The sequence below is a fragment of the Actinophytocola sp. KF-1 genome, assembly GCF_054661535.1.
Window position 1 is genome coordinate 225,293 of record NZ_BAAFVK010000009.1, and the last position, 25,113, is coordinate 250,405.

The 25,113-nt window shown below is 72.5% G+C and carries 19 protein-coding genes; 12 read left to right on the forward strand and 7 right to left on the reverse strand.

Annotated features, from left to right (window positions below; all coding sequences use genetic code 11):
• Positions 1–139 precede the first annotated feature (139 nt).
• The 3 genes from ACYQ77_RS27200 to ACYQ77_RS27210 are packed head-to-tail and all read left to right on the forward strand — an operon-like array spanning position 140 to position 2,431.
• Positions 140–547 (forward strand): hypothetical protein, encoded by a 408-nt coding sequence (locus tag ACYQ77_RS27200; RefSeq protein ID WP_459716163.1) that lies wholly within the window; start codon positions 140–142, stop codon positions 545–547.
• Positions 525–1,196, forward strand: coding sequence for a DUF3558 domain-containing protein (locus ACYQ77_RS27205; RefSeq protein ID WP_459716165.1), 672 nt, complete (start codon positions 525–527; stop codon positions 1,194–1,196). The genes ACYQ77_RS27200 and ACYQ77_RS27205 overlap by 23 nt, the downstream gene beginning before the upstream one ends.
• Before the next feature lie 2 nt (positions 1,197–1,198).
• Entirely contained in the window at positions 1,199–2,431 is a 1,233-nt protein-coding gene (locus ACYQ77_RS27210; RefSeq protein WP_459716167.1) for a hypothetical protein, read from the forward strand.
• A 54-nt stretch (positions 2,432–2,485) separates the two neighbouring features.
• On the opposite strand, the gene ACYQ77_RS27215 is transcribed toward ACYQ77_RS27210, so the two are convergent.
• Entirely contained in the window at positions 2,486–3,235 is a 750-nt protein-coding gene (locus ACYQ77_RS27215; protein ID WP_459716168.1) for a ZIP family metal transporter, read from the reverse strand.
• 177 nt (positions 3,236–3,412) lie between these two features.
• Between ACYQ77_RS27215 and ACYQ77_RS27220 the strand changes: the two genes are divergently transcribed.
• Genes ACYQ77_RS27220 through ACYQ77_RS27240 form a run of 5 tightly spaced genes read left to right on the forward strand, consistent with a single transcriptional unit; the run spans position 3,413 to position 11,828 of the window.
• The gene (locus tag ACYQ77_RS27220; protein WP_459716170.1) at positions 3,413–5,032 is read left to right on the forward strand and encodes an ABC transporter substrate-binding protein; all 1,620 of its coding nucleotides are present in this window, start codon (positions 3,413–3,415) and stop codon (positions 5,030–5,032) included.
• Positions 5,029–5,985 (forward strand): ABC transporter permease, encoded by a 957-nt coding sequence (locus ACYQ77_RS27225; protein ID WP_459716172.1) that lies wholly within the window; start codon positions 5,029–5,031, stop codon positions 5,983–5,985. Before ACYQ77_RS27220 ends, ACYQ77_RS27225 begins: the two co-directional genes overlap by 4 nt.
• Positions 5,985–7,931, forward strand: a complete 1,947-nt coding sequence (locus tag ACYQ77_RS27230) for a dipeptide/oligopeptide/nickel ABC transporter permease/ATP-binding protein (protein ID WP_459716462.1) — start codon at positions 5,985–5,987, stop codon at positions 7,929–7,931. The genes ACYQ77_RS27225 and ACYQ77_RS27230 overlap by 1 nt, the downstream gene beginning before the upstream one ends.
• Complete coding sequence (locus ACYQ77_RS27235; RefSeq protein WP_459716173.1) at positions 7,918–8,877, forward strand: oligopeptide/dipeptide ABC transporter ATP-binding protein; 960 nt, start codon at positions 7,918–7,920, stop codon at positions 8,875–8,877. Before ACYQ77_RS27230 ends, ACYQ77_RS27235 begins: the two co-directional genes overlap by 14 nt.
• Positions 8,878–8,888: 11 nt before the next feature.
• Positions 8,889–11,828 carry an exo-alpha-sialidase gene (locus ACYQ77_RS27240; protein WP_459716175.1) on the forward strand — a complete coding sequence of 980 codons (2,940 nt, stop codon included), beginning with the start codon at positions 8,889–8,891 and terminating at the stop codon, positions 11,826–11,828.
• Between the two features lie 136 nt (positions 11,829–11,964).
• Here ACYQ77_RS27240 and ACYQ77_RS27245 read toward each other — a convergent pair whose 3' ends face one another.
• Positions 11,965–13,950 (reverse strand): beta-galactosidase, encoded by a 1,986-nt coding sequence (locus tag ACYQ77_RS27245; RefSeq protein ID WP_459716176.1) that lies wholly within the window; start codon positions 13,948–13,950, stop codon positions 11,965–11,967.
• A 97-nt stretch (positions 13,951–14,047) separates the two neighbouring features.
• Here ACYQ77_RS27245 and ACYQ77_RS27250 point away from each other — a divergent pair, with 97 nt between their 5' ends.
• The 4 genes from ACYQ77_RS27250 to ACYQ77_RS27265 all read left to right on the forward strand — a co-directional run bounded on the left by ACYQ77_RS27250 (position 14,048) and on the right by ACYQ77_RS27265 (position 17,152).
• Complete coding sequence (locus ACYQ77_RS27250) at positions 14,048–14,950, forward strand: dihydrodipicolinate synthase family protein (protein WP_459716178.1); 903 nt, start codon at positions 14,048–14,050, stop codon at positions 14,948–14,950.
• 21 nt (positions 14,951–14,971) lie between these two features.
• A complete protein-coding gene (locus ACYQ77_RS27255; protein ID WP_459716179.1) occupies positions 14,972–15,688 on the forward strand; it encodes a FadR/GntR family transcriptional regulator in 717 nt (238 codons plus the stop codon).
• A 601-nt stretch (positions 15,689–16,289) separates the two neighbouring features.
• A complete protein-coding gene (locus tag ACYQ77_RS27260) occupies positions 16,290–16,601 on the forward strand; it encodes a hypothetical protein (protein WP_459716181.1) in 312 nt (103 codons plus the stop codon).
• Positions 16,598–17,152, forward strand: a complete 555-nt coding sequence (locus ACYQ77_RS27265; RefSeq protein ID WP_459716182.1) for a D-alanyl-D-alanine carboxypeptidase family protein — start codon at positions 16,598–16,600, stop codon at positions 17,150–17,152. Before ACYQ77_RS27260 ends, ACYQ77_RS27265 begins: the two co-directional genes overlap by 4 nt.
• Before the next feature lie 2 nt (positions 17,153–17,154).
• Here the strand turns inward: ACYQ77_RS27265 and ACYQ77_RS27270 are convergent, their stop codons facing one another.
• Genes ACYQ77_RS27270 through ACYQ77_RS27290 form a run of 5 tightly spaced genes read right to left on the reverse strand, consistent with a single transcriptional unit; the run spans position 17,155 to position 25,113 of the window.
• Positions 17,155–18,741: a PucR family transcriptional regulator gene (locus ACYQ77_RS27270; RefSeq protein WP_459716184.1), complete on the reverse strand. Its 1,587-nt coding sequence runs from the start codon at positions 18,739–18,741 to the stop codon at positions 17,155–17,157.
• 16 nt (positions 18,742–18,757) lie between these two features.
• Entirely contained in the window at positions 18,758–19,870 is a 1,113-nt protein-coding gene (gene menC / locus ACYQ77_RS27275; RefSeq protein ID WP_459716186.1) for an o-succinylbenzoate synthase, read from the reverse strand.
• Complete coding sequence (locus tag ACYQ77_RS27280; RefSeq protein ID WP_459716188.1) at positions 19,867–20,712, reverse strand: GNAT family N-acetyltransferase; 846 nt, start codon at positions 20,710–20,712, stop codon at positions 19,867–19,869. Before ACYQ77_RS27280 ends, menC begins: the two co-directional genes overlap by 4 nt.
• Complete coding sequence (locus ACYQ77_RS27285; protein ID WP_459716190.1) at positions 20,709–21,818, reverse strand: M20 family metallopeptidase; 1,110 nt, start codon at positions 21,816–21,818, stop codon at positions 20,709–20,711. Before ACYQ77_RS27285 ends, ACYQ77_RS27280 begins: the two co-directional genes overlap by 4 nt.
• A 1-nt stretch (position 21,819) precedes the next feature.
• Entirely contained in the window at positions 21,820–25,113 is a 3,294-nt protein-coding gene (locus ACYQ77_RS27290) for a serine hydrolase (protein WP_459716191.1), read from the reverse strand.

Consider the following 25,113-nt stretch of genomic DNA (forward strand, 5'->3'; position numbering starts at 1 on the left):
CGGTGCACCCCGCGCCGCCGCATCGACCAGCGAGCCCTCCCCCTGCGGCAGAAACGCGCTGATCCGCCCGCACCGCGAACACGGATGTCGTATGCTCGGCTACCGAGCGTTCAGGGGTTGAGCAGGGGGAACACGCGGGATGGACAGCCAGGGCCACCAGGACCGCATTCGAGACCAGCTGTCCATGTTCGGCACGGGCAGCACCGAGGGCACGGTGACCGGCGGCAGTTTCGCCTTCAGCGAGGCGGACATGGTGCGGATCAGGGACAACTGGCTCGACCTCGCGGAGAGCTACCGCACCTCGATGGACAACGCCAACCGCATGGCGCGGATCAAGCCACCGGCCGACGACATGGCCAGCGTGTTTCACGCCAACGCGGCGAACCGGTCCGGCGAGTCGTACCAGAACTACCTGGAACACAACCGTGCCTACTGCGAACAGCAAGCTCAGCTGTTCCACGACGCACTTGCCGACTACCGGGGCGTCGAACACACCAACGTCCTCGAGATCGAGCGGGCCTCGGATGGCCCGCAACATGGGGCTTGACAGCATGCGCATCCGACATTCCCTGGTTCTCACGAGCCTGCTCGGTCTCGTTGTCGCCGCCGGTTGCACGACCACCAGCGAGGGCGAGCCCCGACCGGCCGACACGGGAGCGGCGACGTCCGGCCCGACTTCCGGTGCCTCCGGCGACGATGACGAGCTGCCGTTCGCCGGTGCGCCAGAGGTGGATGATCCGCTGGACACCTCGCGGTACGAACAGGACCCGTGCGCGTCGATCACTGCCGAGCAAGCACAGCAGGATCTCAACCTGCCGCCGGCCGGCCGGCCGATGGACAACGTCGCTCTCGGAGTCGGCTGCGAGTGGAAGAACAACGACACGCGGGCGTACCTGCACATCGTGTTCGTTGTGGACGATCCCCGCGGTCTGAGCCCGGAATACGAGGTCAACGAAAAGGGCGGCTGGGACTTCTTCGAGGAACTCCCCGAGATCGAGGGATACCCGGCAATCGCGAGGGACCGGCCCGACGATCGCAGCCGCGGGTACTGCACTGTCGTGGTGGGGGTCGCCGACGACATGTCGTTCGAATCGACGCTTCAACTACGCGGCTCCAACATCGGGAAGAAGGACCCGTGTGAGATGGCGGCGTTCGCCGCGGGTCTCGCGTTGCGGACGATGAAGGAGGGGGCGTAGCCGTGGGCAAGTGGGTCAAGCACGACATGTCGGCGCACGACATCTACGAGTACTTCGCCAACGGGCGCGGCACCTCCTGGCTCGACGAGGGACAGGACGCCACCCGCGCAGAGTGGGATCTGGAACTCGAGCGCGCGAAGATGATCCACAAGCAGGGAGAACTGATTCGCGGCGGCTGGCAGGGGTCGGCCAGTGACGGTGCGTTCGGGGCCGCCCAGCCGCTCGCCGATTCCGCACAACACGGCGCTGACCTGCTGAGCCGGGCCGAGGATCTGCTCGACCGGCAGAGTGGGTCGTTCCACCGGGCGGCGAACAGCGTCACCCCGGTGCCGGAGGAGCCACCCGGCATCGATCTCACCGATCCGGCGGCCGTGTTCAGCGACTACGAGGCCCAGGTCGTGGCCTACCAGTCGCAGGTGCACCACAACATGGACGTCTACGGCGTCTACGACGGCGCCAGCGAGTACAACGAGACGAACATGCCCGGCGAGTACACGACCGTCAACCACGCGGGCGGCAACGACATCACCGTGACCTCGGGCGAGCCCACCGACACCGGGGACCACATCGAGGCGCGGGAGCGCGACCAACCGAGGACCGGCGGCGACCCCGGCCCGTACGGCGGGCCAAGCGGGCCGTACGGGCCGAGCGGGCCGTACACCGGGCCGAGCGGCCCCGGCAGTCCAGGGCCCGGGCCGGGCAGCCCGGTCAGCGGGCCGGTCCACAACCCGTCCCAGCCGCAGCAGACCACCCCCAGCACCTACGTCCCGCCCCCGGTCACCCCTCCCGGGCAGTACCCGCCGAACCCGTACCAGCCCGTGCCCAACCCCGGTCAGCCCGGCTACGGCCCCGGAGTCCCCGTCGGCGGCGCGGGCCCGGCAGGACGCGGCGGCTACGGCCCGGGCAGCGGGTACGGACCCCGCGGCGGCAATCCTGGCCCCGGCGGCACCCCGGGCCCCGGCGGGCGTGCACCCGCCCTCGGACCCGGTCCCGCCGCGGGGGCACTCGCCGCCGAGGAAGCCGCCGCACGGCGGGCTGCCGCGGCCGCTGCCGTCACCCGGGGTGGCACGTCCGGTGTGGCGGGCGCTCCGATGGGCGCGGGCCGCGGCAAGGGTGACGAGGACGAAGAGCACCAGCGCAAGGTCCTCATCGAGACCGACGGTGAGGACGTGTTCGGCAGTGACGTCCTGACCGCGCCGCAGGTCATCGGCGACGACGACTACGAGGACGACTGACCACGACCGCTCACCGCTTCGCCGGGCGTGCGGCGCGCGGGGAGCCCGCCTGGCTCACACGTGGGACAGGGCGAACGACACCAGGAACCCCGCCACCGTGATCAAGCCGATCAGCAGGTGGGCGTCCTCGAAGGCCTCCGGGATCATCGTGTCGGTGATCATGGCCAGGATGGCGCCGCCCGCGAGGGCGGTCACCGCCGCCAGCACTGCCGGGGACGCGCCGCCGAGCACGGCGTAACCGAACATCGCGGCCAGACCGCTCACGACCGCGATCCCCGTCCACAGACCGAACACGTACGCCTTCGACCGGCCCGCCCTGCGCATGCCGGCCGCACTCGACAGGCCCTCCGGCACGTTGCTGATGAACACCGCCGCCACCGTCACGACGCTCACCGCGCCGCCGCCGAGCAGGCTGGTGCCGATCACCATCGACTCCGGGACGCCGTCCAGCAGCGCGCCGAGGGCGATGGCGGTGCCCGAACCGGACTGGTCGGACTCCGACGGCTGCTGGCCGCCGGACCGCTTGCGGTGCCGGGCACCGCGCCGCGCCAGGAGCACGTTCGCGCCCGTGTAGAGCACGGCACCCACCACGGCGCCGAGTGCCGTCGGGGTGAGGCCGCCCCGCTCGTGGGCCTCCGCGATCAGTTCGAACGAGACCGCGGACAGCAGCACGCCGCTGCCGAACGCCATCACGCTCGCCAGCACCTTCGCGGGCACGCGCACCAGGAAGCCGATCAGCGCGCCGACCACCAGGGCGGCGCCCGCGAGCAGGCCCCACCCTCCCGCCACCAGAACGTCGGGCATGGCCACGATCGTCCCACGGTGCGGGACGGGTCGCGCGACGACACCGTGTTTCCGTTGTGCGGCAACGATGTGTCACCGGCACTTGACCTGCCGCCGACGCGGCCATATGGTTCCCCCATTCATAGGACATCCCATGTCCTATGTCGTCCGATGACGTACGTGTGCTCAGGAGGTGCGGTGTCCAGAACTCCGCCCGGGTCCGGTCAGCCCTTCAACCGGCGGGACATGTTGCGCTTCACCGGCCTCGCCGGCGTCGCCGCCGCCTTCTCGTCCAGTCTCGCCGCGTGTGGCGGTCCCGCCTCCACGAACGCGACCGGGGACACCGCCGAGTCGATCACCGCGGTGATCGGGTACGGCAACAACCAGACGTGGGATCCGCTGCAGACGGCCTCCGCCTTCTCGATGGCGGCCATCCTGCACACCTACGAGTCGCTTGTGGAGGGTGACCCGATCACCCGCGAGCCGTACGCCGGGCTCGCGAAGGAACTGCCAGGCGACGTCTCCGGCACGTCCATCACGTTCGAGCTGCGCGACGGCGCGACGTGGCACGACGGCAAGCCGGTCACCGCCGACGACGTCGTGTTCACCTACGCCCGCGCGCTGGACCCGGAGGAGAACGTGCTCGTCCGCACGTTCCTCACGCCGTGGCTCACCGAGGTGCGGAAGGTCGACGAGAAGACCGTCGAGTTCGTCCTCGCGCAGCCGTTCCCCTATGCGCTGCAACGCATCCAGACCGTGAAGATCTGCCCGAAGCACGTCTTCGACGGCGGCTGGGACGCGGCGGTGTCCGGCAAGGTCGTCGGCTCCGGGCCCTACAAGGTGGTCGAGCAGGCGCCGCTGTCGCACACGCGCTTCGAGAAGTTCGCCGACTACAACGGTCCGCGCCCGGCGGTCTACAAGACGATGCTGTGGAACTCGATCGTCGAAGCGTCGCCGCGGGTCGCGAAGATCTCCGGCGCCAAGCCCGCCGCGCAGATCGTGGAGAACATCCCCGCGGCCAACGCCGACCAGCTGGCCAAGGACGGCAGGAAGGTCGAGTTCGCCGACGGCGGCAACAACCTGTGGCTGATGTTCAACACCACGCACGCGCCGTTCGACAACAAGCTGGTGCGGCAGGCACTGCACCACGCGGTGGACCGCGACAAGATGATCCAGGTCGGCCTCAAGGGCAAGGGCTCGCCGGGCACCTCGTTCATCAACCCGAAGCTGCCGGTGTCGCAGGCCGCCGCGAACGACCTCGGCTACGACCCGGACAAGGCGAAGGACCTGCTGCGCCAGGCCGGGATCGCGAAGCTCTCCGTCACACTGTCCACGACGAACACCACGCTCGTCGCCGACTGCGTGAACGTGATCAAGGAGGGCTGGGACGCGATCGGCGTGACGACCACGTTGGACACGCAGGACACCAAGGCGCTGTTCTCCAAGCTCGACGGCGGGTTCGACTTCCAGGTCGTCGCGACCACGCAGAACGCGGAGCAGTTCGGCAACGACCCCGACCTGCTGGTCCGCTACTACTACGCGGGCGCCGGCGTCGGGGCGAAGTACGCCAAGTGGTCCGGTCCCGACCAGGAGAAGCTGATCGCCCTGCTCGACGAGGCCGCCGCCGAACCCGACGAGGGCAAGCGCGAGGGGCTCACCAAACAGGTCCTGGACATGCTCGCCGACCAGGCCGTGGTGTACCCGCTGGTGTTCACGCAGCTCGGCACCGCGTGGGACCCGGACGCCATCTCGGGGGTGCGCGCACAGGGCTACCCGGGCATCAACCTCAACCAGGCGAAGCCGGGAGCGTCAGCTTGATCATCCTGCGGATGCTGCTCGGGCGCGTCCTGTCGCTCGTGCCGCTGCTGTTGGGCGTCACGTTGTTCGTGTTCATCGTGATGCGCTTCTCCCCCGTCGACCCGGCCCTCGCGGCCTTCGACGGCGCGAACGCCACCGATGAGCAGCTCGAGCAGTTCCGCAGGGAGAACGGGCTCCTCGACCCGTGGCCCGTCCAGTACGGACGGTTCGTGTGGAACCTGCTGCACGGCGACTTCGGCGTCAGCATCATCACCAAGCAGTCGGTGGCGGACACCATCACCACCGCCCTGCCGCTCACCGTGCAGCTGACGCTGATGGGCGTGGTCATCGCGATCGTCGTGTCGCTGCTGCTGGGCATCACGTCCGCGGTGTTCCGGGACCGGTGGCCCGACCAGGTGATCCGCATCGTGTCGCTCGCCGGGGTCGCGGCGCCCGCGTTCTGGATCGCGCTGCTGCTCGTGCAGTGGCTGGCCGTCGGCGAGGGCCTGTTCCCCACCAGCGGGTACGTCAGCCCGCAGGACTCGTTCTCCGGCTGGCTCAACTCGATGACGCTGCCCGCGATCGCGCTCGCCATGCCGGTCGCGGCGCAGCTCACCAGGGTGATCCGCACCTCGATGGTGGAAGAGCTGGACAAGGACTACGTGCGCACCGCCCGTGGCGGCGGGCTGCCGCCGATCGTGGTGGTGGGCCGCAACGTGCTGCGGAACGCGCTGGTCACGCCGCTCACGGTGCTGGGCCTGCGGGTCGGCTACCTGCTCGGCGGCGCGGTCGTCATCGAGACGATGTTCGCGTTGCCGGGCCTCGGGCAGAACATGATCCAGGCCGTCAACGACGGCGACACCTCGAAGGTGCAGGGCTTCGTGATCACCATCGCGATCGGCTTCGTGCTGGTCAACCTGATCGTCGACATCCTCTACGTGATCGCCAACCCGCGCCTGCGGAGCCACTCGTGATGCGCCGGGGCCTCGCCGAGCGGCTCAGCAAGGGCGCGTCGTTCCGGAAGCTGGGCGTCACGTCGTGGATCGCGCTGGGGATCCTCGTGCTGCTGGCGCTGGCGGCGGTGTTCGCGCCGCTGGTCGCCACGCACGACCCGTACCTGACGGGCAGCGACGTGTCCGGGCCGGGCGGCGAGCACTGGTTCGGCACCGACTCGTCCGGCCGCGACATCTACACGCGCCTGATCTGGGGCGCCCGCTGGTCGCTCGCGGTCGGCCTCGGCGCGATCGCCATCGCGCTGGTGGCCGGTGCGCTGATCGGCGCGCTCGCGGCCACGTCGAACCGCCGCGTCGGCGAGACGATCATGCGGGTGCTCGACGTGGTCATGGCGTTCCCCGGCGTCGCGCTGGCCGCGGTGCTGGTGGCGGTGTTCGGCCGCGGGCTGATCGTGCTGATCCTCGCGCTCGCGTTCCTCTACATGCCGTCGATGGCGCGGGTGGTGCGCGCGAACGTGCTCGCGCAGTACGGCGAGGACTACGTGGCGGCCGAGCGGATCATCGGCGCCAAGCGGTTCTTCATCCTCACCCGGCACGTCGCCGTGAACTGCGCGGCGCCGATCCTGGTGTTCTGCACGGTGATGGTGGCGGACGCGATCGTGTTCGAGGCGTCGCTGTCGTTCATCGGCGCCGGCATCCAGGCACCGGACCCGTCGTGGGGCGCGGTCCTCGCGAACGGCAAGGAGCTGGTGCTGACCGGCGGCTGGTGGGCGACCCTGTTCCCCGGCCTGCTGATCCTGATCACGGTGCTGGCGCTGAACGTGCTGTCCGAGGGCATCTCCGACGCGTGGGCCACGCCGTCCGCGCGCCGTGCCAGGGCGGGCCGGGCGGCGAAGAAGGCCGCGGAGGCGCCGCCCGAGGACCGCACCGAGCCCGTGCTGCCGATCGCGGGCCTGCGGGAGGCCGGTGAGCGGCTCGCCGCCCACGCCCGCGACCTGCGCGACCGGGACGCTGTGCTCGACGTGGCACACCTGTCGATCTCGTTCGCCGACCGCCACAACGGCACGCGCGTGGTGGACGACGTGTCCTTCTCCGTGCGATCGGGCGAGGTACTGGGCCTGATCGGCGAGTCCGGCTGCGGCAAGACCATCACCTCGCTCGCGGTGATGGGCCTGCTGCCGGACACGGCCCGGGTCCAGGGGCAGATCCGGTTCGCGCGGCAGGACCTGCTCGCGCTGAGCCCACGCAGGCGCCGCCGCTACCTCGGCCACGACCTCGCGATGATCTACCAGGACGCGCTGAGTTCGCTGAACCCGGCGATGACGATCCGCGGCCAGCTCAAGCAGTTCACCCGGCGCGGCGGCACCCGCACGCCCGAGGAACTGCTCGAACTGGTGAACCTGGACCCGGGCCGCACGCTGCGGTCCTACCCGCACGAACTGTCCGGCGGGCAACGACAACGCGTGCTGATCGCGATGGCGTTGTCCCGCAGCCCCAAGCTGATCGTCGCGGACGAGCCGACCACCGCGCTCGACGTGACCGTGCAGGCGCAGATCATGAAGCTGCTGCTGCGGCTGCAGGAGGAACTCGGCTTCGCGTTGATCCTCGTGTCGCACGACCTGGCGCTGGTGTCCGAAGTGGCCGACCGCGTGGTGGTCATGTACGGCGGGCAGGTCGCGGAGACCGGGGCCATCGCGCAGGTCGTGGGCTCGCCGCGGCACCACTACACGCGTGGCCTGCTGTCCGCGGTGCTGTCACTGGAGGAGAACGCGGACCGGCTCACCCAGATCAAGGGCGTGGTCCCCTCCCCCGCCGATTTCGCGCCCGGCTGCCGGTTCTCCGACCGGTGCCCCGCCGTGCGAGCGGTGTGCCGGGCGGAACGGCCACCCGTGGTCGGCGAGGGCGTCCACCTGACCGCGTGCCACTTCCCCGCCGAGGAACTGGTGGTGTCCCGTGAGTCTGCTTGAGCTCGATGGCGTCCACGTCGTGCACCGGATCCGGGCCCGCCGGTTGTTCGGGCACGACAACGTGTACGCGCTCACCGACGCGCACCTCACCCTCGACCCGGGCGAGACCGTCGGCGTGGTCGGTGAGTCCGGCTGCGGCAAGTCCACGCTGGCGAAGGTCATCGTGGGCCTGCAGAAGCCGACCCGCGGCGTGGTCCGGTACGAGGGCGAGTCGCTGTGGGACATGTCCGCAGGCGAACGGGCCCGGAAGTTCGGGCGCGACGTCGGCATGGTGTTCCAGGACCCGACCACCGCGCTCAACCGGCGCCTGTCGGTCGCGCGGGTGATCCGCGACCCGCTCGACGTGCACTCCGACGGCACGCCCACCGACCGCGACGAGCGGGTGCGCGAGCTGATGTCGCTGGTCGGCCTCCCGGAGAGCGTCGCGGACGCCGTGCCGGGGCAGCTGTCCGGCGGGCAGCGGCAGCGCGTCGCGATCGCCCGCGCGCTCGCGTTGCGGCCGAAGCTGCTCGTCGCCGACGAACCCACGTCCGCGCTGGACGTGTCCGTCCGGGCGCAGATCCTCAACCTGCTCATCGACCTGCGCGAACGGCTGGGGCTCGCGATGGTGTTCGTGTCGCACGACATCCAGACCGTCCGCAAGATGAGCGACCGCATCGTCACGATGTACCTGGGCCGGATCGTCGAGGAGGCGCCCGCGGTCGCGGTGCCCGCCGCGACGCACCACCCGTACATGCGTGCCCTGTTCTCCGCGACGCCGAGCCTCAAGCACGCCGTCGAACCCATCGTCCTTTCTGGACCCGTGCCGTCGGCGACCGACCCGCCGAGCGGCTGCAACTTCCGCACCCGCTGCTGGAAGGCGACCGACGAGTGCGCGGCCGGACTGCCGCCGCTCGCCACCGCCGGAGCGGGGCACACCTATCGCTGCATTCACCCCGAGTCGTAGAGGACTGAGTAGTGAAAGCACTTCTGACCGGTCTCTTATCCGTCGCCCTCGCGGCAGGCCTGACGCAGTCCGTGTCCGCGGAACCCCAGGCCCCGGCACCCGCGTTCGAGCAGCAGACGCTGTTCAAGGCGGCCGAGGAGCAGGGCTACTCCTGCTTCCGCATCCCCGCGATCGTCAAGTCGAAGAAGAACACGCTGCTCGCGTTCGCCGAGGGCCGCGTCGACAACTGCGGCGACACCGGCGACATCGACGTGGTCCTCAAGCGCAGCACCGACGGCGGCCGCACCTGGTCGCCGCTGCAGCTGGTCAACGAGGGCGCCGGTGACACGCACGGCAACCCGGTGCCGGTCGTCGACCGCGTCACCGGTCGGATCTTCCTGTTCACCACGTACAACGCGGGCCGCGACGACGCCGGCCCGTGCGACACGCCGTGTGCGCGGACCCCGCACCTGCAGTACAGCGACGACGACGGCGCCACCTGGTCGGCGCCGGTGGACGTGAGCGCGCAGGTCACGAAGCCCGAGTGGGACTGGTGGGTGGCCACCGGCCCGGTGCACGGCATCCAGCTCACCAAGGGCCGCCACGCGGGCAGGCTCGTGTTCGGCATCAGCGGTGAGGCCAGCGACGGCACCGCTGCCTACGCCAACGACGCCGCGCTCGTCTACAGCGACGACCACGGCCGCACCTGGCACGTCGGCGCGACCGGCCGCATCGACTTCCCCAAGGGCGGCACGTTCACCCAGAAGCCGCAGGAGATCACGGTCACCGAGCTGGCCGACGGGTCGGTGTACGCCGGTGCCCGCGACCAGGGCGGCACCGCGGTCGGCAACCGGTCGTACGCGGTCAGCCGCGACGGCGGGAACACCTTCTCGACACCGTGGACCACGATCCCGGACCTCGTGACGCCGACCGTGCAGGGCGCGGTGCTGCACCTCGACCGGCCCGGGCCGGACCGCACGCTGTTCTCGTCGCCGTCCGACACCGACCGGCGCCGCTGGATGATGATCCGCTCGTCGTGGGACGGCGCCCGCACCTGGGAGAGCGCCGAGCAGGGCAGGAGGATCACGTCCGACTGGTCCGGCTACTCGGACATGGTGCAGATCAGCTCCACCCGTGAGCGCAACGCCGAGATCGGCCTGCTGTACGAGGGCGGCCCGGTCGACGCCCGCGACGAGATCCGCTTCGCCCGCTTCACCGAGGACCACCTGGGCGGCCGCGCCCCCGTCGGCCCGACCACGCCGGACACGTCGTCGTCGAAGGCCGACGCGTACGCACTCGGCGGCGCCACGCTCACCGGCGGCAGGTTCGGCGGCGGCATCGACCTCGACGGCGTCGACGACTACCTGCGCGTCCCGTACGACAGCGCGCAGCTGCCCGGCGACGGCGACCTGACGTTCACCACGTGGTTCCGCTACGGCGCCACCAGCGGCTCGCACGCGCTCGCCTGGCTGGGCGGCATGGGCTCGACCGCGCCGCAGCTGTGGCTGCGTGGCGAACCCGCGAGCAAGCGCCTGGTCGCCCTGATGACCACGGCCAAGGGCACCACCCAGATCACCACGACGTCGGCCTACAACGACAACCAGTGGCACCACCTCGCCCTGCAGCGCGCGAACGGCACGCTGCGGCTGGTCGTGGACGGCACGGAGGTCGCGTCCGCGGCGGCCGTCGCCGGGTCGGTCAGCGAGCGGGTCGCGTGGCAGATCCACCTCGGCGAGCGGCAGGACTACCAGCAGCGGTTCGACGGCACGCTCGACGAGCCGCGCCTGTACCGCCGCGCGCTGACCGCGGCCGAACTGGACGCGATCCGCACGACCAACGCGGACGTGCCGGCCGGGCAGGTGATGCGGTTGCCGCTCGACAAGCTCAAGGGCACCGACGGCACGTGCACGTCCGTCCCGTTCACCTCGGGCACCGAGGGCTACCACACGTTCCGCATCCCGGCCGTGGTCGAGGCGAAGGACGGCACCGTGCTGGCGTTCGCCGAGGGCCGCGTGGAGTCGGCGGGTGACAGTGGCGCGATCCGCGTGGTGCAGAAGCGGTCCGCCGACGGCGGCTGCACGTGGGGCCCGCTGACCGTGGTGTCCGACAACGGCGACGCGACCGCGGGCAACCCCGCGCCGATCGTGCGCCGGAACGGCGAGATCGTGCTGCTGACCACGCGCAACGGGCGGGTCAGCGAGAAGGAGATCATGTCCGGCACGGTGTCGCCGGAGGACAGCCGCCGCGTGTTCGTGCAGCGCTCGGCCGACCACGGCCGCACGTGGTCACCGGAACGCGAGATCACCGACGTCGCGAAGAAGCCGTACTGGCGCTGGTACGCCACCGGCCCGGGCCACGCGATCGAGCTGCGCAACGGCAGGCTGGTGGTGCCCGCGAACCACTCGTCGGCGCCGCAGGCGGGTTCGCCGGACGTCGGCAACGAGGCGAAGTACTACGGCGGCCACGACCTGATCAGCGACGACGGCGGCCGCACGTGGCGGATCGGGTTCAGCGAGGAGCGCACCGACCCGGGCATCGCGGCGAACGAGACGACGGTGGCGCAGCTGCCGGACGGGCGGCTGTACTTCAACAGCCGCAACCAGGGCGCCACGGGCAACCGGGTCGACGCGTACAGCACCGACGGCGGCTCGACGCTGGCCGCGCCGTACGCGCCGCAGCCCGGCCTGACGATGCCGAAGGTGCAGGGCAGCGTGCTGCAGACGGTGCGGCCCGACCTGCTGCTGTTCTCCGGCCCGTCCGAGCCCGCCGCCCGCAGGAACCTCGCGATCCGCGCCAGCTCCGACGGCGGCAGGACGTGGCGGCAGGCGCTGCTGGTGTCCCAGGCGCCCGCCGCCTACTCCGACCTCGTGCAGCTGACCGGGTCCACCGTCGGGTTGCTGTACGAGACCGGCGTGTCCGGCACCTACGAGACGATCACGTTCCGGCAGCTGCCGATGCGTGGCCTGGACTGAGATGCCGGCACGAGCCGCTCGAACCGCCTGCTGCCCGGGAGCCGACCTCCCGGGCAGCAGGCCCGTGCCGGGGTCCGGGCCGGGCGGGCGGTGCCCTGCGCTCGTGCGCGGGCCGTCGTGTCCGGAACGGCGCCGTTCAGGACACGACGCGGGCGACCAGCACTCCGCGCCCGGCGAGCCGCTCCTGTCCCTGGAGCGGCTCGCCGGTGAGCGCGTCGGTCGCACCCGCCGGGACCGGCACGGTCACCTCGTTCTCGTTGTGGTTCAACAGGAACAGCCACGCACCGCGGCGGACCGCCTCGACCCCGGCCGGTGCGCCGGGCAGCACCGGGGACACCCCGGCGTCGTCGAGCACGCGGGCCACGACCGACGCCAGTGCCGCCGCGTCGGGCCGGGTCGCCAGGTAGGTGGCGACCCCGTCGCCGAACGCGTGCCGGGTGATCGCCGGGCGGCCGGCCAGCTCCCCGGTGAAGGTGTCCAGCACCTCGGCGCCCGCCACGGTGATCCACTCCGACCACAGCGTCCCGGTGCCGCCGGAGCCGAGGTCGACGCTGCCGCCCGCGGGCAGCGGCCAGAACTCGTCGACCGTCAGCCCCAGCAGCTCGCGGAACGGCCCGGGGTACCCGCCGAGGTGCACCCGCTCGTGCCCGTCGACGATGCCGGAGAAGAACGACATGAGCAGGTGCCCGCCCCCGCGGACGTACTCGACGAGCCGCTCCGCCACCTCGGCGTCCACCGCGTACAGGTTCGGCACCACCACGAGCTTGTAGCGCGACAGGTCGACGGTCGGCGCGACCACGTCCACCGCCACCCCGGCGTTCCACAGTGGACGGTAGTGCGCGAGGTCCACCTCCTCGAGCGAGAGGTCCGACGCGGGCAGCGCCGCGCCCTGCAACGCCCAGCCGCTCGACCAGTCCGTCACGAGCGCCACGTCGGCGTCCACCCCGGACCCGAGCACCGGCTCGAGCCGGGCCAGTTCGGCGCCCAGCGCGGCGGTCTCCTCGAACACCCGGTGTGCCGGACCCGCGTGCGGCACGATCGCCGAGTGGAACTTCTCCGCGCCACCGCGGGACTGCCGCCACTGGAAGTACATGACCGCGTCCGCGCCACGCGCCACCGCCTGGTAGCTCCACAGCCGCATCTCCCCCGGCGCCTTGGGCGCGTTGCGTGCCCGCCAGTTCACCGCACTCGGCGCTTGTTCCAGCAGCAGCCACGGCCTGCCGTGCAGCGCCCGCATCCGGTCGTAGGTGAACGCGGCCTGCACGACGGTGTCGCGGTCGTGCGGGTCCGGGTAGGAGTCGTAGGACACGACGTCCAGGTGCGGCGCCCAGTCCGCCACGTCGACGCGGTGCCACGCGCCGACGAAGTTCGTCGTCGCGGGCACGTCCGGGGTGTGGCGGCGCAGGATCTCCTTCTCGGCCAGGTAGCACTCGAGCAGTGCGCGCGAGGAGAACCGCTTGTAGTCGAGGACGTGCGCGGGGTTGAGGAACGTCGGTGCCGTGCGCGGCGGCTGGATCTCGGCGAAGTCGCCGTAGCGCTGGGACCAGAACGTCGTGGACCACGCGTCGTTGAGCGCGTCCACGGTGCCGTACCGGTCGGCGAGCCAGGCCCGGAACGCCGCTGCGGAGACGTCGCAGAAGCACTCCGGCACGTGGCAGCCGTACTCGTTGCCGACGTGCCACATGGCGAGTGCCGGGTGGCCCGCGTACCGGGCGGCGATCGCCTCGACCAGCCGGGCCGCGTGCTCCCGGTAGACCGGGCTGGACGGGCAGTAGTGCTGCCTGGCCCCGGGCCAGAGCACCGTCCCGTCCGCGCGACGGGGCAGCGTCTCCGGGTGCTCGTGGGCGAGCCACGGCGGCGGCGACGCGGTCATGGTGGCGAGGCAGGCGCCGATCCCGTTGGCGGACAGCAGGTCCATGACCCGGTCCAGCCACGCGAAGTCGTACGCGCCCGGCGCCGGCTCGGTGGCCGCCCAGCCGAAGATGCCCACGGAGACCATCGAGACACCGGCGGTCTTCATGAGCGCCATGTCCTCGTCCCACACGGACTCCGGCCACTGTTCGGGGTTGTAGTCGGCGCCGAACCCGAAACGCCCGAGGCGGTGCCGCACGACTGATTCCACGACGATCCTCTCTGCTCTCACCAGACATAGGACATAGGACGTAGGATGTCGTCCGGACGGTATGCCGAGCCGACACCGGTCCGCAAGGGAGAACGCTTTGACCAAGCTCCACGGCGTGGTGCCACCCGTGTGCACGCCACTGACCCCGGAACGCGAACTCGACGTGCCCTCGCTGGAGCGCCTCGCCGCGTTCCTCATCGAGGCGGGCGTGCACGGGTTGTTCGTCACCGGGTCGACCGGTGAGGTCGCCTACCTGCCCGACGAGACGCGGTACCGCGCGCTGGAGGTGGTCGCTGGCGTGGCGGCCGGCCAGGTGCCGGTGCTCGCCGGGATCATCGACACCACCACCCCGCGCGTCGTCGAGCACGCGAAGGCGTCGAAGGGCGCGGACGCACTGGTGGCGACCGCGCCCTTCTACGCGCCGACGGCGCCCGCCGAGTTCGCGGGGCACTTCCGCGCCATCCGCGCCGCGGTCGACCTGCCACTCGTGGCCTACGACATCCCGGTGTCGGTCGGCCACAAGCTGCCTGCCGACGTGGTCCTGGAACTGGCCGAGGACGGCACGTTCGCCGCGCTGAAGGACTCCAGCGGCGACCTCGACGGCCTGCGCGCCGTGCTGGAACGCACCGATGACCTGGTCTGCTTCTCGGGTTCGGAGACGCTCGCCGACCTCGGGTTGTTCATCGGCGCGCACGGCCTCGTGCCCGGCATCGGCAACGTCGACCCGCACGGCTACCTGCGCCTGTACGAGGCGGCGCGGCGCGGCGACTGGGCCGCGGCGAAGGCCGAGCAGCTGCGGTTGCGCAGGCTGTTCCGGCTCATCAACGTCGGCGACGCGCGCGGCATGGGCCGGTACTCGTCGGCCATCGGCGCGTTCAAGGAGGGGCTCGTGGCCCGCGGCGTGATCACCGGCGGCACGACCAGCGCACCGATGATCCCGTTGAACGACGCGGAACGCGCGGCGGTGCGGCAGCATCTCGCCGAAGCCGGTCTGCTCTAAGGTAGCGCGTTGGAGGTCCCCGTGACAGAGCAGCACACCCCGGCCAAACTGGCCACGAGGATGAGCAGGGCGATCCGCGACGAGATCACCGCGCTCATCCTCGCCCGCGGCCTGCGCTCGGGCGACCCGCTGCCGACCGAGACCGAGCTGGTCGAGGCGCTGGGGGTGAGCCGCAACTCCATCCGTGAGGCGCTGAAGGCGTTGCAGGCGCTCGACATCGTCGAGATCCGCCACGGCTACGGCACCTATGTCGGCAGGCTGTCGCTCGACCCGCTCGCCGACGGGCTGACCTTCCGCGCACTGCACGACATCGGCCGTGACCTGCGGTCCATGGAGGAGATCCTCGAGGTCCGCGAGGCCCTCGAGGCCGCGCTCATCCGCCGTGTCGCCGCGACCGTGCCGGAGGAGGACCTCGCCGCCCTCGACGAGGTCACGAGGCGGATGAACGAGCGCGCCAAGGCGGGCGACACGTTCGCCGAGGAGGACCGCGAGTTCCACGAGATCCTGTACCGGTCGTTGAACAACGCGCTCGTGACGCAGCTGCTGCGCGCGTTCTGGGACGTGTTCCACCGGGTCAACCACCGGCTCGGCGTGACCGATCCCAACCCGGTGCTGACGGCACGCCGCCACCGGGCGATCGTCACCGCGTTGCGGAAGCGGGACGTGGCGCGGGCCGAGCACGCCATGGAGGAGCACTTCCGCAACCTCGACGCCCGGATCGCGCAGTTGCGGACCTAGTTTCTCGGGGCTGCCGGTTCCTGGGGTCGCCGGTTCTTGGGGCAGCCCGGTGGCGCGGCCCGTTGCGGGGGCTGCCCTGGCCGGTTTGCGACCCGCAAGGCGTCGGCGGGCGACCCGCTCCGCGGGCCGGGCGCGCAGCGCACGCGGCCAGCCCCGCAGGGCATGCCCCGGCCGACCTGCCTCCCGCAAGGCGACGCCGGGCCGCCCACTCCGGAGGCCGGACGCAGAACACCCCGGCCAGCCCCGCAGGGCATGCACACCACCGCAACGCCACCCCGTTGCCGAGGCCGCCCCCGACCCACTTGCCTCCCGCACAGCGTCCCCGGGCGCACAACGCTGTCGCCCGCGGCGAGTCCCGCGGGCGACAGCGTTGCGGCGGCCTCCTCCGCACACCGAGCACGCAGCGCCCGTGGTGATCCTCGCCCAGATGGTGTCGCGTGTAACCCGATGCGCGGGATGGCGCGCAGCGTCCTCGTCGACTAGCGCCCTGCAAGGCGACGCCGCCACCCAAGCCGCACCAGGGCCGATGGGAAGCAACAGGCAACGTGGCCACCCCGTCAGGCGTCCACCTCTCGGATCTCCCGGGAAAGGACACCTGACTGTGCGGAACAGACCCATGCCCGCGCCGCCCACGCCCTTCGAGGTCGGCGTGGCGGCGGTCGTCTCGGTGCCGTTCGGTGTCGCGAGCCTGTTCGTCGGCGGGCTGGTGGCGTTCCTCGTGCTTCCGATGACCGCGTCGGCGATGCTGGTGGTGCTGCCCGCGCTCCTGTACGCGGCAGCCGCGGCCGGCGTCTGGCTCCTCGTCCGCGGCGGCCTCGCCGCGAAGGGGTTCGGGGCGGGTGTGCTGGTCGGCTGGGTGCTGCTCGCGTTCTGGTCGTCGGGGTTGAGCACCGGGTTCGGGGGCCCGTCGTGAGGTGGCGGATCATCGCGCTCGTCGCCGTGGTGGTGGTGGCGGCGGCCGGGGCGGTGGTGGTCGCGGTGCCGCTCGCCACGGACATTGTCGCCGGGCGGGGGCTCGCGGTGCTCGAGGACGTGCCCGGGCCGGAGACCGGGCCCGAGTGCCCGGCCGACGCGCGGTACGTCGACGAGGAACCGGACGGTCTGCGGCCCGACGTGCTCGCTGCGTGGCGGGAGCTGCGGGCCGCGGCGGAGCGGGACGGCGTGCGGGTCTGCGTGAACGACGGCAAGCGCAGCAACGCGCAGCAGCAGCGCGAGTTCGACGAGGCCGTCGAGAAGTTCGGCACCGAGGAGCTCGCCGCCGACTACGTGCTGCCGCCCGAGAAGTCCCACCACGTCAAGGGGTTCGCCGTCGACGTGCAGCCGTGGGCCGCCGCGGAGTGGGTGGCGGAGAACGGCCAGGGGTACGGGTGGTGCCGCCGGTACGACAACGAGTACTGGCACTTCGAGTACGACCCGGACTACACCGCCGGCTGCCCCGGCATGCTGCCCGACGCCACCAGCTGACGTCAGGGCCGCACCGGGGACACCACCCGCAGCTGCAGCATCGCCGCGAACCGGGCTTCCGGGTCGGTCAGGTCGAGCCCGCCCACCTCCGCGAGCCTGCGCAGCCGGTACCGGAACGTGTTCGGGTGCACGTACAGCGCGGCCGCCGCGGCGATCACGTCGCCGAACGCGTCCAGCCACGCCCGCAGGGTGGCGACGAGGTTCGTGCCGTGTTCCTCGTCGTAGGCGAGCAGGCGCGCCACCGGGCCGCTCGGCCGGTCGCCCCGCGCCGCCACCAGGTCCCGCAGCTCCAGCACCAGCGCCTCGGTGTGCACGTCCTCCAGCCGCGCCACCCGTCGGCCACCGCCCGCCCGCAACACCCGCAGCGCCCGGTCGGCGCTCGCCCGCGACTCGGCGAGGCCCGCAGTGTCGTGGGCGACCGTGCCGACGGCGGCCACCGCCTGCCCGCGGTCGCCGACGCGGTCGAGGAAGTCACCGGCGATGCGGACCGCCGCGTCCGCGTCCCGGCCCGGGACCAGGCCGTACGTGACATCGCCGACCAGCGCCGCCGCGCAGCGCGGGTGCACGGCCGCCAGGTGCATGGCGAGCGCGTCGGAGAGCCGCTGCCGCTCGGCCACGAGCGCGGCGTCGTCGGCGGGCTGGACCAGCGCGAGCGCCAGCACCACGACCGGCTGGTCGGCGAGCCCGAGCCGGTCCAGCGCCTCGCGCGCACCCGCCCCACCCTCCAGCGCGGTGCTGACCAGGTCGGTCCGCAGCCGCCGCGCCACGTCGGCGCCGGCGCGGATGCGCAGCATGTGCAGCGCCACCAGCCGGGACGCGTCGAGCAGCGCCTGCGTGCGTTCGTCGCCCAGCGGGCCGCGCACGGCCGCCCAGATCGAGCCGAGGACCTCGTCGCCCGCACGGACCGCGACCGCGACCCTCGGCACGTCGACCAGCCCCTCGAGGAACGGCGCGATGTACACCGGCCGCTCGCTGCGGTACAGCTCGCGGAACACGCCGCGCTCGGTCAGGATCTGCGAGTACCGCTCGGGCACCTGCCTGCCGAGGACCGTCTCGACCCGCGACTGGTCCGCCTCGTCCTGCCTGCCGGAGAACGCCAGCACCCGCGAGCTGCGGTCCTCGATGGTCACCGGCCCGTCCAGCAGCGCGGCGATCGCGTTGGCCAGGGCGAACAGGTCGCCGGACGGCATGCCGCCGAGCGTCTCCCCCGCCAGCTCGCCGACGTCGCCCTCGGCGAGCAGCGACCGCAGCAGCGCGGCGAGCTGCGCCCACGACGCGCCCCGGGTGAGCGCGAGCACGGCGACGTCCGGCAGCACACCGCCCAGGTCCGGCACCGGTGCCCGCAGCACCAGGCCGGCCGCCTCGTGCTTGGCGAGTTCGTCCAGCAACGAGACGATCTCGTCGCGGTCCCGCAGGCCGACGCCGAGCACGAGCGCGTGCCTGGGCAGGACGGGTTCGTCGACGGGGTCGTGGATGACGACGCCGCCCAGCTCGCCGACGCGGTCCACGTCGCCGTGCACGACGTCCAGGAGCGTCGCGCCGAGGTCGTCGAGCACGCGCCGCAGGCTGGCGCGGGGCCGCATGTTCATCGAGGTCAGCCTAGGTTCAGTCGGCCAGCGGGAGCCACTCGGTGGACGTGGTCACGGCCGCCAGCCGGTCCGGGTGCGGGGTGACGCCGACGCCGGGACCGGTCGGCACCGGCAGGTGCCCGTCGTCGAGGACGAACGGGTCGGTGACGTCGGTGCGGTAGTACCGGTCGGACGCGGACGTGTCACCCGGGAGCGTGAAGCCGGGGAGCGCGGCGAGCGCCACGTTCGCGGCGCGGCCCAGCCCGGTCTCCAGCATCCCGCCGCACCACACCGGCACGCCGTGCGCCGCGCAGACGTCGTGGATGCGCCGCGCCTCCAGGTAGCCGCCGACCCGGCCGGGCTTGACGTTGACGATCGAGCACGCGCCGAGGGTGATCGCGTCGGCGGCCGCCTTCGCCGAGGTGATCGACTCGTCGAGGCAGACCGGCGTGGTGAGCCGCTTCGCCAGTACGGCGTGCCCCAGCACGTCCTCCTCGTCGAGCGGCTGTTCGATCAGCAGCAGGCCGAACAGGTCGAGCCGCGCGAGGTGGCGGGCGTCGGCGACGGTGTACGCGGTGTTGGCGTCGACCTGCAGCAGCACGTCGTCGCCGAACCGCTCCCGCACCGCGCGCACCGGCTCGACGTCCCAGCCCGGCTGGATCTTGAGCTTGATCCGCAGGTACCCGGCGTCGAGGTAGCCGCCGACCGCGTCGAGCAGCGCACCGAGATCGGACATGATGCCGACGGACACCCCGCACGGCACCCGGTCGCGGACCGCGCCCAGCTCGCGGGCGAACGACCGGCCCTGCGCACGCAGTTCGGCGTCGAGCACGGCGGTCTCCAGCGCGGCCTTCGCCATCCGGTGCCCCCGGAACTGCCGCAGAGCGGGCGCGACCGCGGGCGCGTCGAGGCGCGGGAGCGCGGCCAGCGTGGGGATCAGGTACCGCCGGAGCACGTCGGCGGCGGCCGCCACGTACTCCGACGAGTACCGCGGGTCTGTCAGAGCAACGCACTCGCCCCAGCCCTCGGCGTCGTCGGTGACCACGCGCAGGAGCAGCACGTCCCGCTCGTGCTCGACGCCGAACGACGTGCGGAACGGCGCCACGAGCGGCATCGCGATCCGCCGCAGCTCGACACCCTGGAGTTTCATCGGCCCTCCCGCGTCACGACGTACCAGCCCGCGCGGTCGAACCCGGCGATCCGCCACCCGTCGGCGAGCAGCCCGCCGAGCACGTCCCGCACCGCGACCCGCCACTCCCGCGCACGAGGGGGATCGGCCGCGCGCATGCCCGCGATGTCCGGCGGCACGGCCACGAGCAGCGCCTCCCCCACCGTGACACCGGTCTCGGGCGCGCCGTCGGCGGTGCGGCCGAGCGCCACCACCGCGTGGCCGGGCACACCGGTGAACCCGCCGCGGTGGTGGAGGTTCCAGCGGACGAGCAGCCGGTCGGTGTCGTCGCCGCCGTTCACCACGTCGTGCATGCCACCGTAGAAGTTCGGCAGGTACTCGGTGGCGCGCGCGCCGAGCTTGCCGAGGTTGAACCACGCGTTGCGGGCGACCAGCGGGTCGAACGTCCACGCGATCTCGGTGACCCCGCGGCGCAGCGCCCACGCCCGCTGGTGCAGCTTGAGGGCGTACCCGACGCTGCGCCCCTCGGCCCGCACGGAGACGCCGGCGATGTGGCTGTGCATGGTGCCGTCGGCCGGCGCGCCGAAGAACCCGACGCACGCGCCGACGAGCCCGCCCGCGTCGAACGCGCCCGCGAGGTAGTTGCCCGCCTTGGTGAGCGCCCGCAGCAGTTCGGTGGTGACGAGCGGGCTCGCCGGGTCCGGCCGCCAGATCTCCTGGAACAACCCGCACACGGCGGTGAACTCGTCGATGGTCGTCAGCTCGCGGACGACCACCCCGGCGGCCAGGGCCGCCGCGTCCGCCGGTGCGGTGCTCACTTCGGTCACGGCGTCCATGCTCGCGACCTCGCCGTCGTTCGTCATGGTCGTGGCGAACCAGCCGAGGACGCCGGTTTCGTTGTCACGGCCAGGAGTTCGGCCAGCAGCGCCGACAGCAGCGCGGCCCTCGGTTCGAGTTCCGCGACGAGCACGTGCTCGTCGTCGGCGTGCGCGCCGCCGCCGACCGCACCGAGCCCGTCGAGGGTCGGCGTGCCCACCCCGGCGGTGAGGTTGCCGTCCGACCCGCCGCCGACCGCGACGCCCGCCAGCGGCGGATGCCCCAGTTCCGCGGCGATCCGCGCCGCGCGGGTGAACAGCGCCACCGACGCCGACGCGGCGAGCGGCGGCCGGTTGGCACCACCGCGCACGTCGACGCGGGTGCCGTACAGCACCGGGCGCAGCGCACGCATGCCCGCGTCGACCCGCTCCTGTTCCGCCGCGGTCCGCACCCGGACGTCCACGGCCACGGATCCCTTGGCGGACACGGTGTTCCGCGCGGTGCCCGCCGACATCAGCGTGGGTGTCACGGTCGTGCCGAGCACGGGGTCGGCGAGCGCCTCGATGGCCAGCACCTGGTGCGCCAGCTCGACGGTCGCGTTGTGGCCGCGTTCCGGTTCCAGCCCCGCGTGCGCGGCGCGGCCGGTCACCTCGACGTCGTACACGGACACGCCCTTGCGTTCGGTCTTGAGCGCACCGCCGGGCGCCGACGCCTCCAGCACCAGCGCCGCGCCTGCCGCGCGGGCCTCCTCCTCGACCAGGGCACGCGACCCCGGCGACCCGATCTCCTCGTCCCCGGTCACCAGCAGGGTGACGCCGGACCGGCCCGCCGCCACCTGGAAGGCCAGCGCCAGCCCGGCTTTCATGTCGAAGCAACCCGGCCCGCGCATGACCCCGTCGTCCACTGTGTACGGATGGGTGGCGAGGGAACCCAGCGGCCACACCGTGTCGTGGTGGCCGAGCAGCAGCACCCGGCCGGGGCCGTCGCCGAGCCGCCAGCGCAGGTGGACGCCGAGGCGCTCGGGTTCGGCCCCGAGCCGCCGCGTGCCCACCCGCGCCACCACGTCGGCGCTGCGCGCGAGTGCCGCCGGATCGGTCGACGGCGACTCGCAGCACACGAGTTCCTCGGTATCGGCCAGGAGATCCGCGAGCACGTCAGCCGACCTTCGGGGTCGCGCGCGCACCGAAGTGGAGGTACCGCTCGCCCGTGTCCAGCGAGTAGAACGTGACCGGGATCCACATCGTGTTCTCGTTCTCCCGCACCAGGTACAGGTCGTCGTCGACCGGGACCATGTCGTACTCCTGGTTGCGTTCCTCCGCCGGCAGGATCTCCGCCAGCGGGCCGGTCGCGGTGATGCGCAGGCGCGGCGCCTGCTCGCCCCGCAGCACCTCCATCAGCACGCTCGCCCGCTCGTACCGGCCGAGGTGCGGCGTGATGTCGGCGGTCACCGGCGCCGACGGCGGCGCGAGCGGCTCCGGCATGTCGACGTCCGCCAGCTCCGCGAAGATCTCCCGGTACAGGTCGGCGTAGAAGTCGCGGGTGTTGCCGCCGTTGGTGAGCAGGGTGACGGCGAGGCCCTCGTCCGGCAGCACGCGCAGGAACGCGGACTGGCCGATGGTGTTGCCGTCGTGGCCGACGAGCCGCCGCCCGCCCCACTCCATCCGGATCCAGCCGAGGCCCCACGAGTCGCCGAGGGTGTACTTGTCCGGCAGCTCGGCCTGCAGCGAGGTCATGGCGGCCGCGCTCTCCTCGGAGAGCAACCGGGTGCCGTCCGGCGTGACGCCGCCGGTCAGGTGCAGCCGCGCGAACATCAGCACGTCGCGGACGGTCGCGTTGATCAGCCCGGCGGGTCCGGCGGACCTCGGCAGCGCCCACGCGGGCGCGACGACGGGGGTCTCCTCGCCGGAGTGGCCGACGGCCGTGCGGTGCAGCATGGCCTCCTCCGGCAACGTGCCGGTGTGCGTGAGGCCCAGCGGTGCGAACAGCCGCTCCCGCATGGCCGCGTCCCAGGTCTTGCCGGTGAGCTTCTCGATCACGCGGCCGGCGAGGGTGAACCCGGAGTTGCAGTACGACCAGGTCGCGCCGAGCGGGTGGTTCTGCGCGACGTCCGCCAGCGCGGCGACGTACTTCTCGATGGCGTCGTCGCCGCGGCCGGTGTCGGTGAACACGTCGCCGTCGATGCCGCTGGTGTGCGTGAGCAGGTGCCGCATGGTCACCTTCTCCGTCACCGCCTGGTCGGCGAGCGTCAGCTCGGGCAGCACCTCGGACACCGGCGCGTCGAGGTCGAGCAGTCCCTCGTCGACGAGCTGCATGACGACGGTCGTGGTCCACACCTTGGAGATCGAGCCGATCTGGAACACCGAGTCCACTGTGGTCTCGACGCCGGTGTCGACGTTGAGCAGCCCGTGCGCGGCCCGCACCAGCTCGTCGTCGCGGCCGGTCCGCAGGATGCCGAGCGCGGCGCCGGGCACGTGGTGCTTCTTCGCGAGCGCGACGAGCCTGCGCTGCCAGTGCGCCGCGTCGATCTTCGGCCTGCGCGCGCCCGCCGCGTCACCGGCGTACTGCTCGACCCACTCGACGACCCTGCGGTTGAAGTCGATCCGGTGCGAGGGCGGGCCGTCGAGGATGAACAGGTGCGAGGCGCCCGGGTAGAGCACGAGCCGGGTCGGCACGCCCTGTTCGCGCAGCGCGGTGTGCCACTGCTCGGCCTGCCCGACCGGGCACCGCACGTCCGCGGCGCCGTGGATCACCAGCGTCGGCGTGCGGACGTCCTCGACCTTCGCGAGCGGCGACATCCCGGCGTACCGGGCGCGGTCGGCGTGCGGCAGGGCGCCCAGCTCGTAGGCGGCCAGCTCGTGGCCCGCGTCGGAGGTGCCCGCCATGCTGGTCAGGTCGGCGACCACGCCACCGGCGACGGCGGCGGCGAACCGGTCGTCGCGGCTGGTGAGGTAGCAGGTCATGAAGCCGCCGTAGCTGTAGCCGGCGACCGCGAGCCGCGCCGGGTCGGCGACGCCCTCGGCGACCAGCTGGTCGAGCGGCTCCAGGAAGTCCTTGGCGTCCGCGGTGCCCCACCCGCCGATGCCCGCGGTGTAGAACTCCTCGCCGTAGCCGTCGCTCGCCCTCGGGTTGAGCAGCAGCACGGTCCAGCCGAGCGCGGCCAGTTCCTGGTGGTAGACGTGCACCTCGTCGGCGCCGCCGTGCCACGCGTTGTGCGGGCCGCCGTGGATGTCGAGCAGCAGCGGGCCGGGCCCGGTGGTGGCCGGGTCACGGACGAGCCAGCCCTGCACGGTGGTGCCGTCGGAGATGGTGAACTCGCGTTCCTCGCGGACGAACAGCTCGACGCCGGTGTCCGTGTGGCTGGTGCGGACGGTCTCGGCACCGGTGGTGAGGTCGACGGTGACGATCTCACCGAACGAGGTCGGCGTGGTCAGCAGGATGGCGGCGGTGTCCCCGGCGACGGACAGCCCGCCGACGACCCGGCCCGCCCCCGCGACGACGGGACGAGGGGTGCCACCGTCCAGTGCCACCGTGTACAGGTGCGTGCAACCGCGGTCCCGCACGCAGAACAGGACACCGTCGCCGCCGAGCTGGGGCACGGCACCCGGGTAGCCGGGGCCGCCGGGCATGACGTTGCGGTCGAGTCCTGCTGTGAGATCGACCGTCGTCCCGCCGCTGACCTTGAGCAGGCGGGCGTGGCCGACGGGTGAGCCGGCCATGCCGACGACGAGGAACGTGTCCTCGTCGGCCCACGTGACGCGTGCGGCGATGCCGTCGGGCAGGGCCACCTGCTTCGGCGTGGTGTGCGGGGTGGCGACGTCGAGGACGTACAGCGGCGCGGTGGGCCGCAGGTCGGCGTCGGGTGCCGTGGCCGCGCCGTACGCGAGGCGGGTCGAGTCGGGCGACCACGCCGGTTCGCCCGCGTGCCAGTCGCCGTCGGTGACCTGCCGGGTCTCGCGGCTGTCGACGTCGAGGACGTGCAGGTGCTTGCGGATCGTGCCGAGGAACCCGGCGCCGTCGGCCTGGTAGCCGAGCCGGTCGCTGACGATCGGCGCGTTCTCCGTGCCGTCCCCGGTGTCGACGGGCGCCGCGAACGCGATCCGCCTGCCGTCCGGGCTCCAGTGCGGGGCGCCGGCGCCGAGCGGGAGGTCGGTGAGCCGCTCGGGTTCACCGCCGTCGGCGGGGAGCAGCCAGAGCTGCGCGGGACCGTCCTGCGCGCGCAGGAACGCGAGCGACCGGCCGTCCGGCGACCACGCGGGGGCGCTGTCCGCGGTGCCCCGGGTGAGCCGCCGCGCGCCGCCGTCGCCGGTCACCCAGACGGCACGGGTGTTGCGGTCGCCGTCGGCGTCCGCGGTGCGCAGGACGTAGGCGGTGCGCGTGCCGTCGGGAGACAGCGCGGGCTCCTCCGGGACGGCGAACGCGGTCAGGTCCTCGATGCGCTGGCGGGTCAC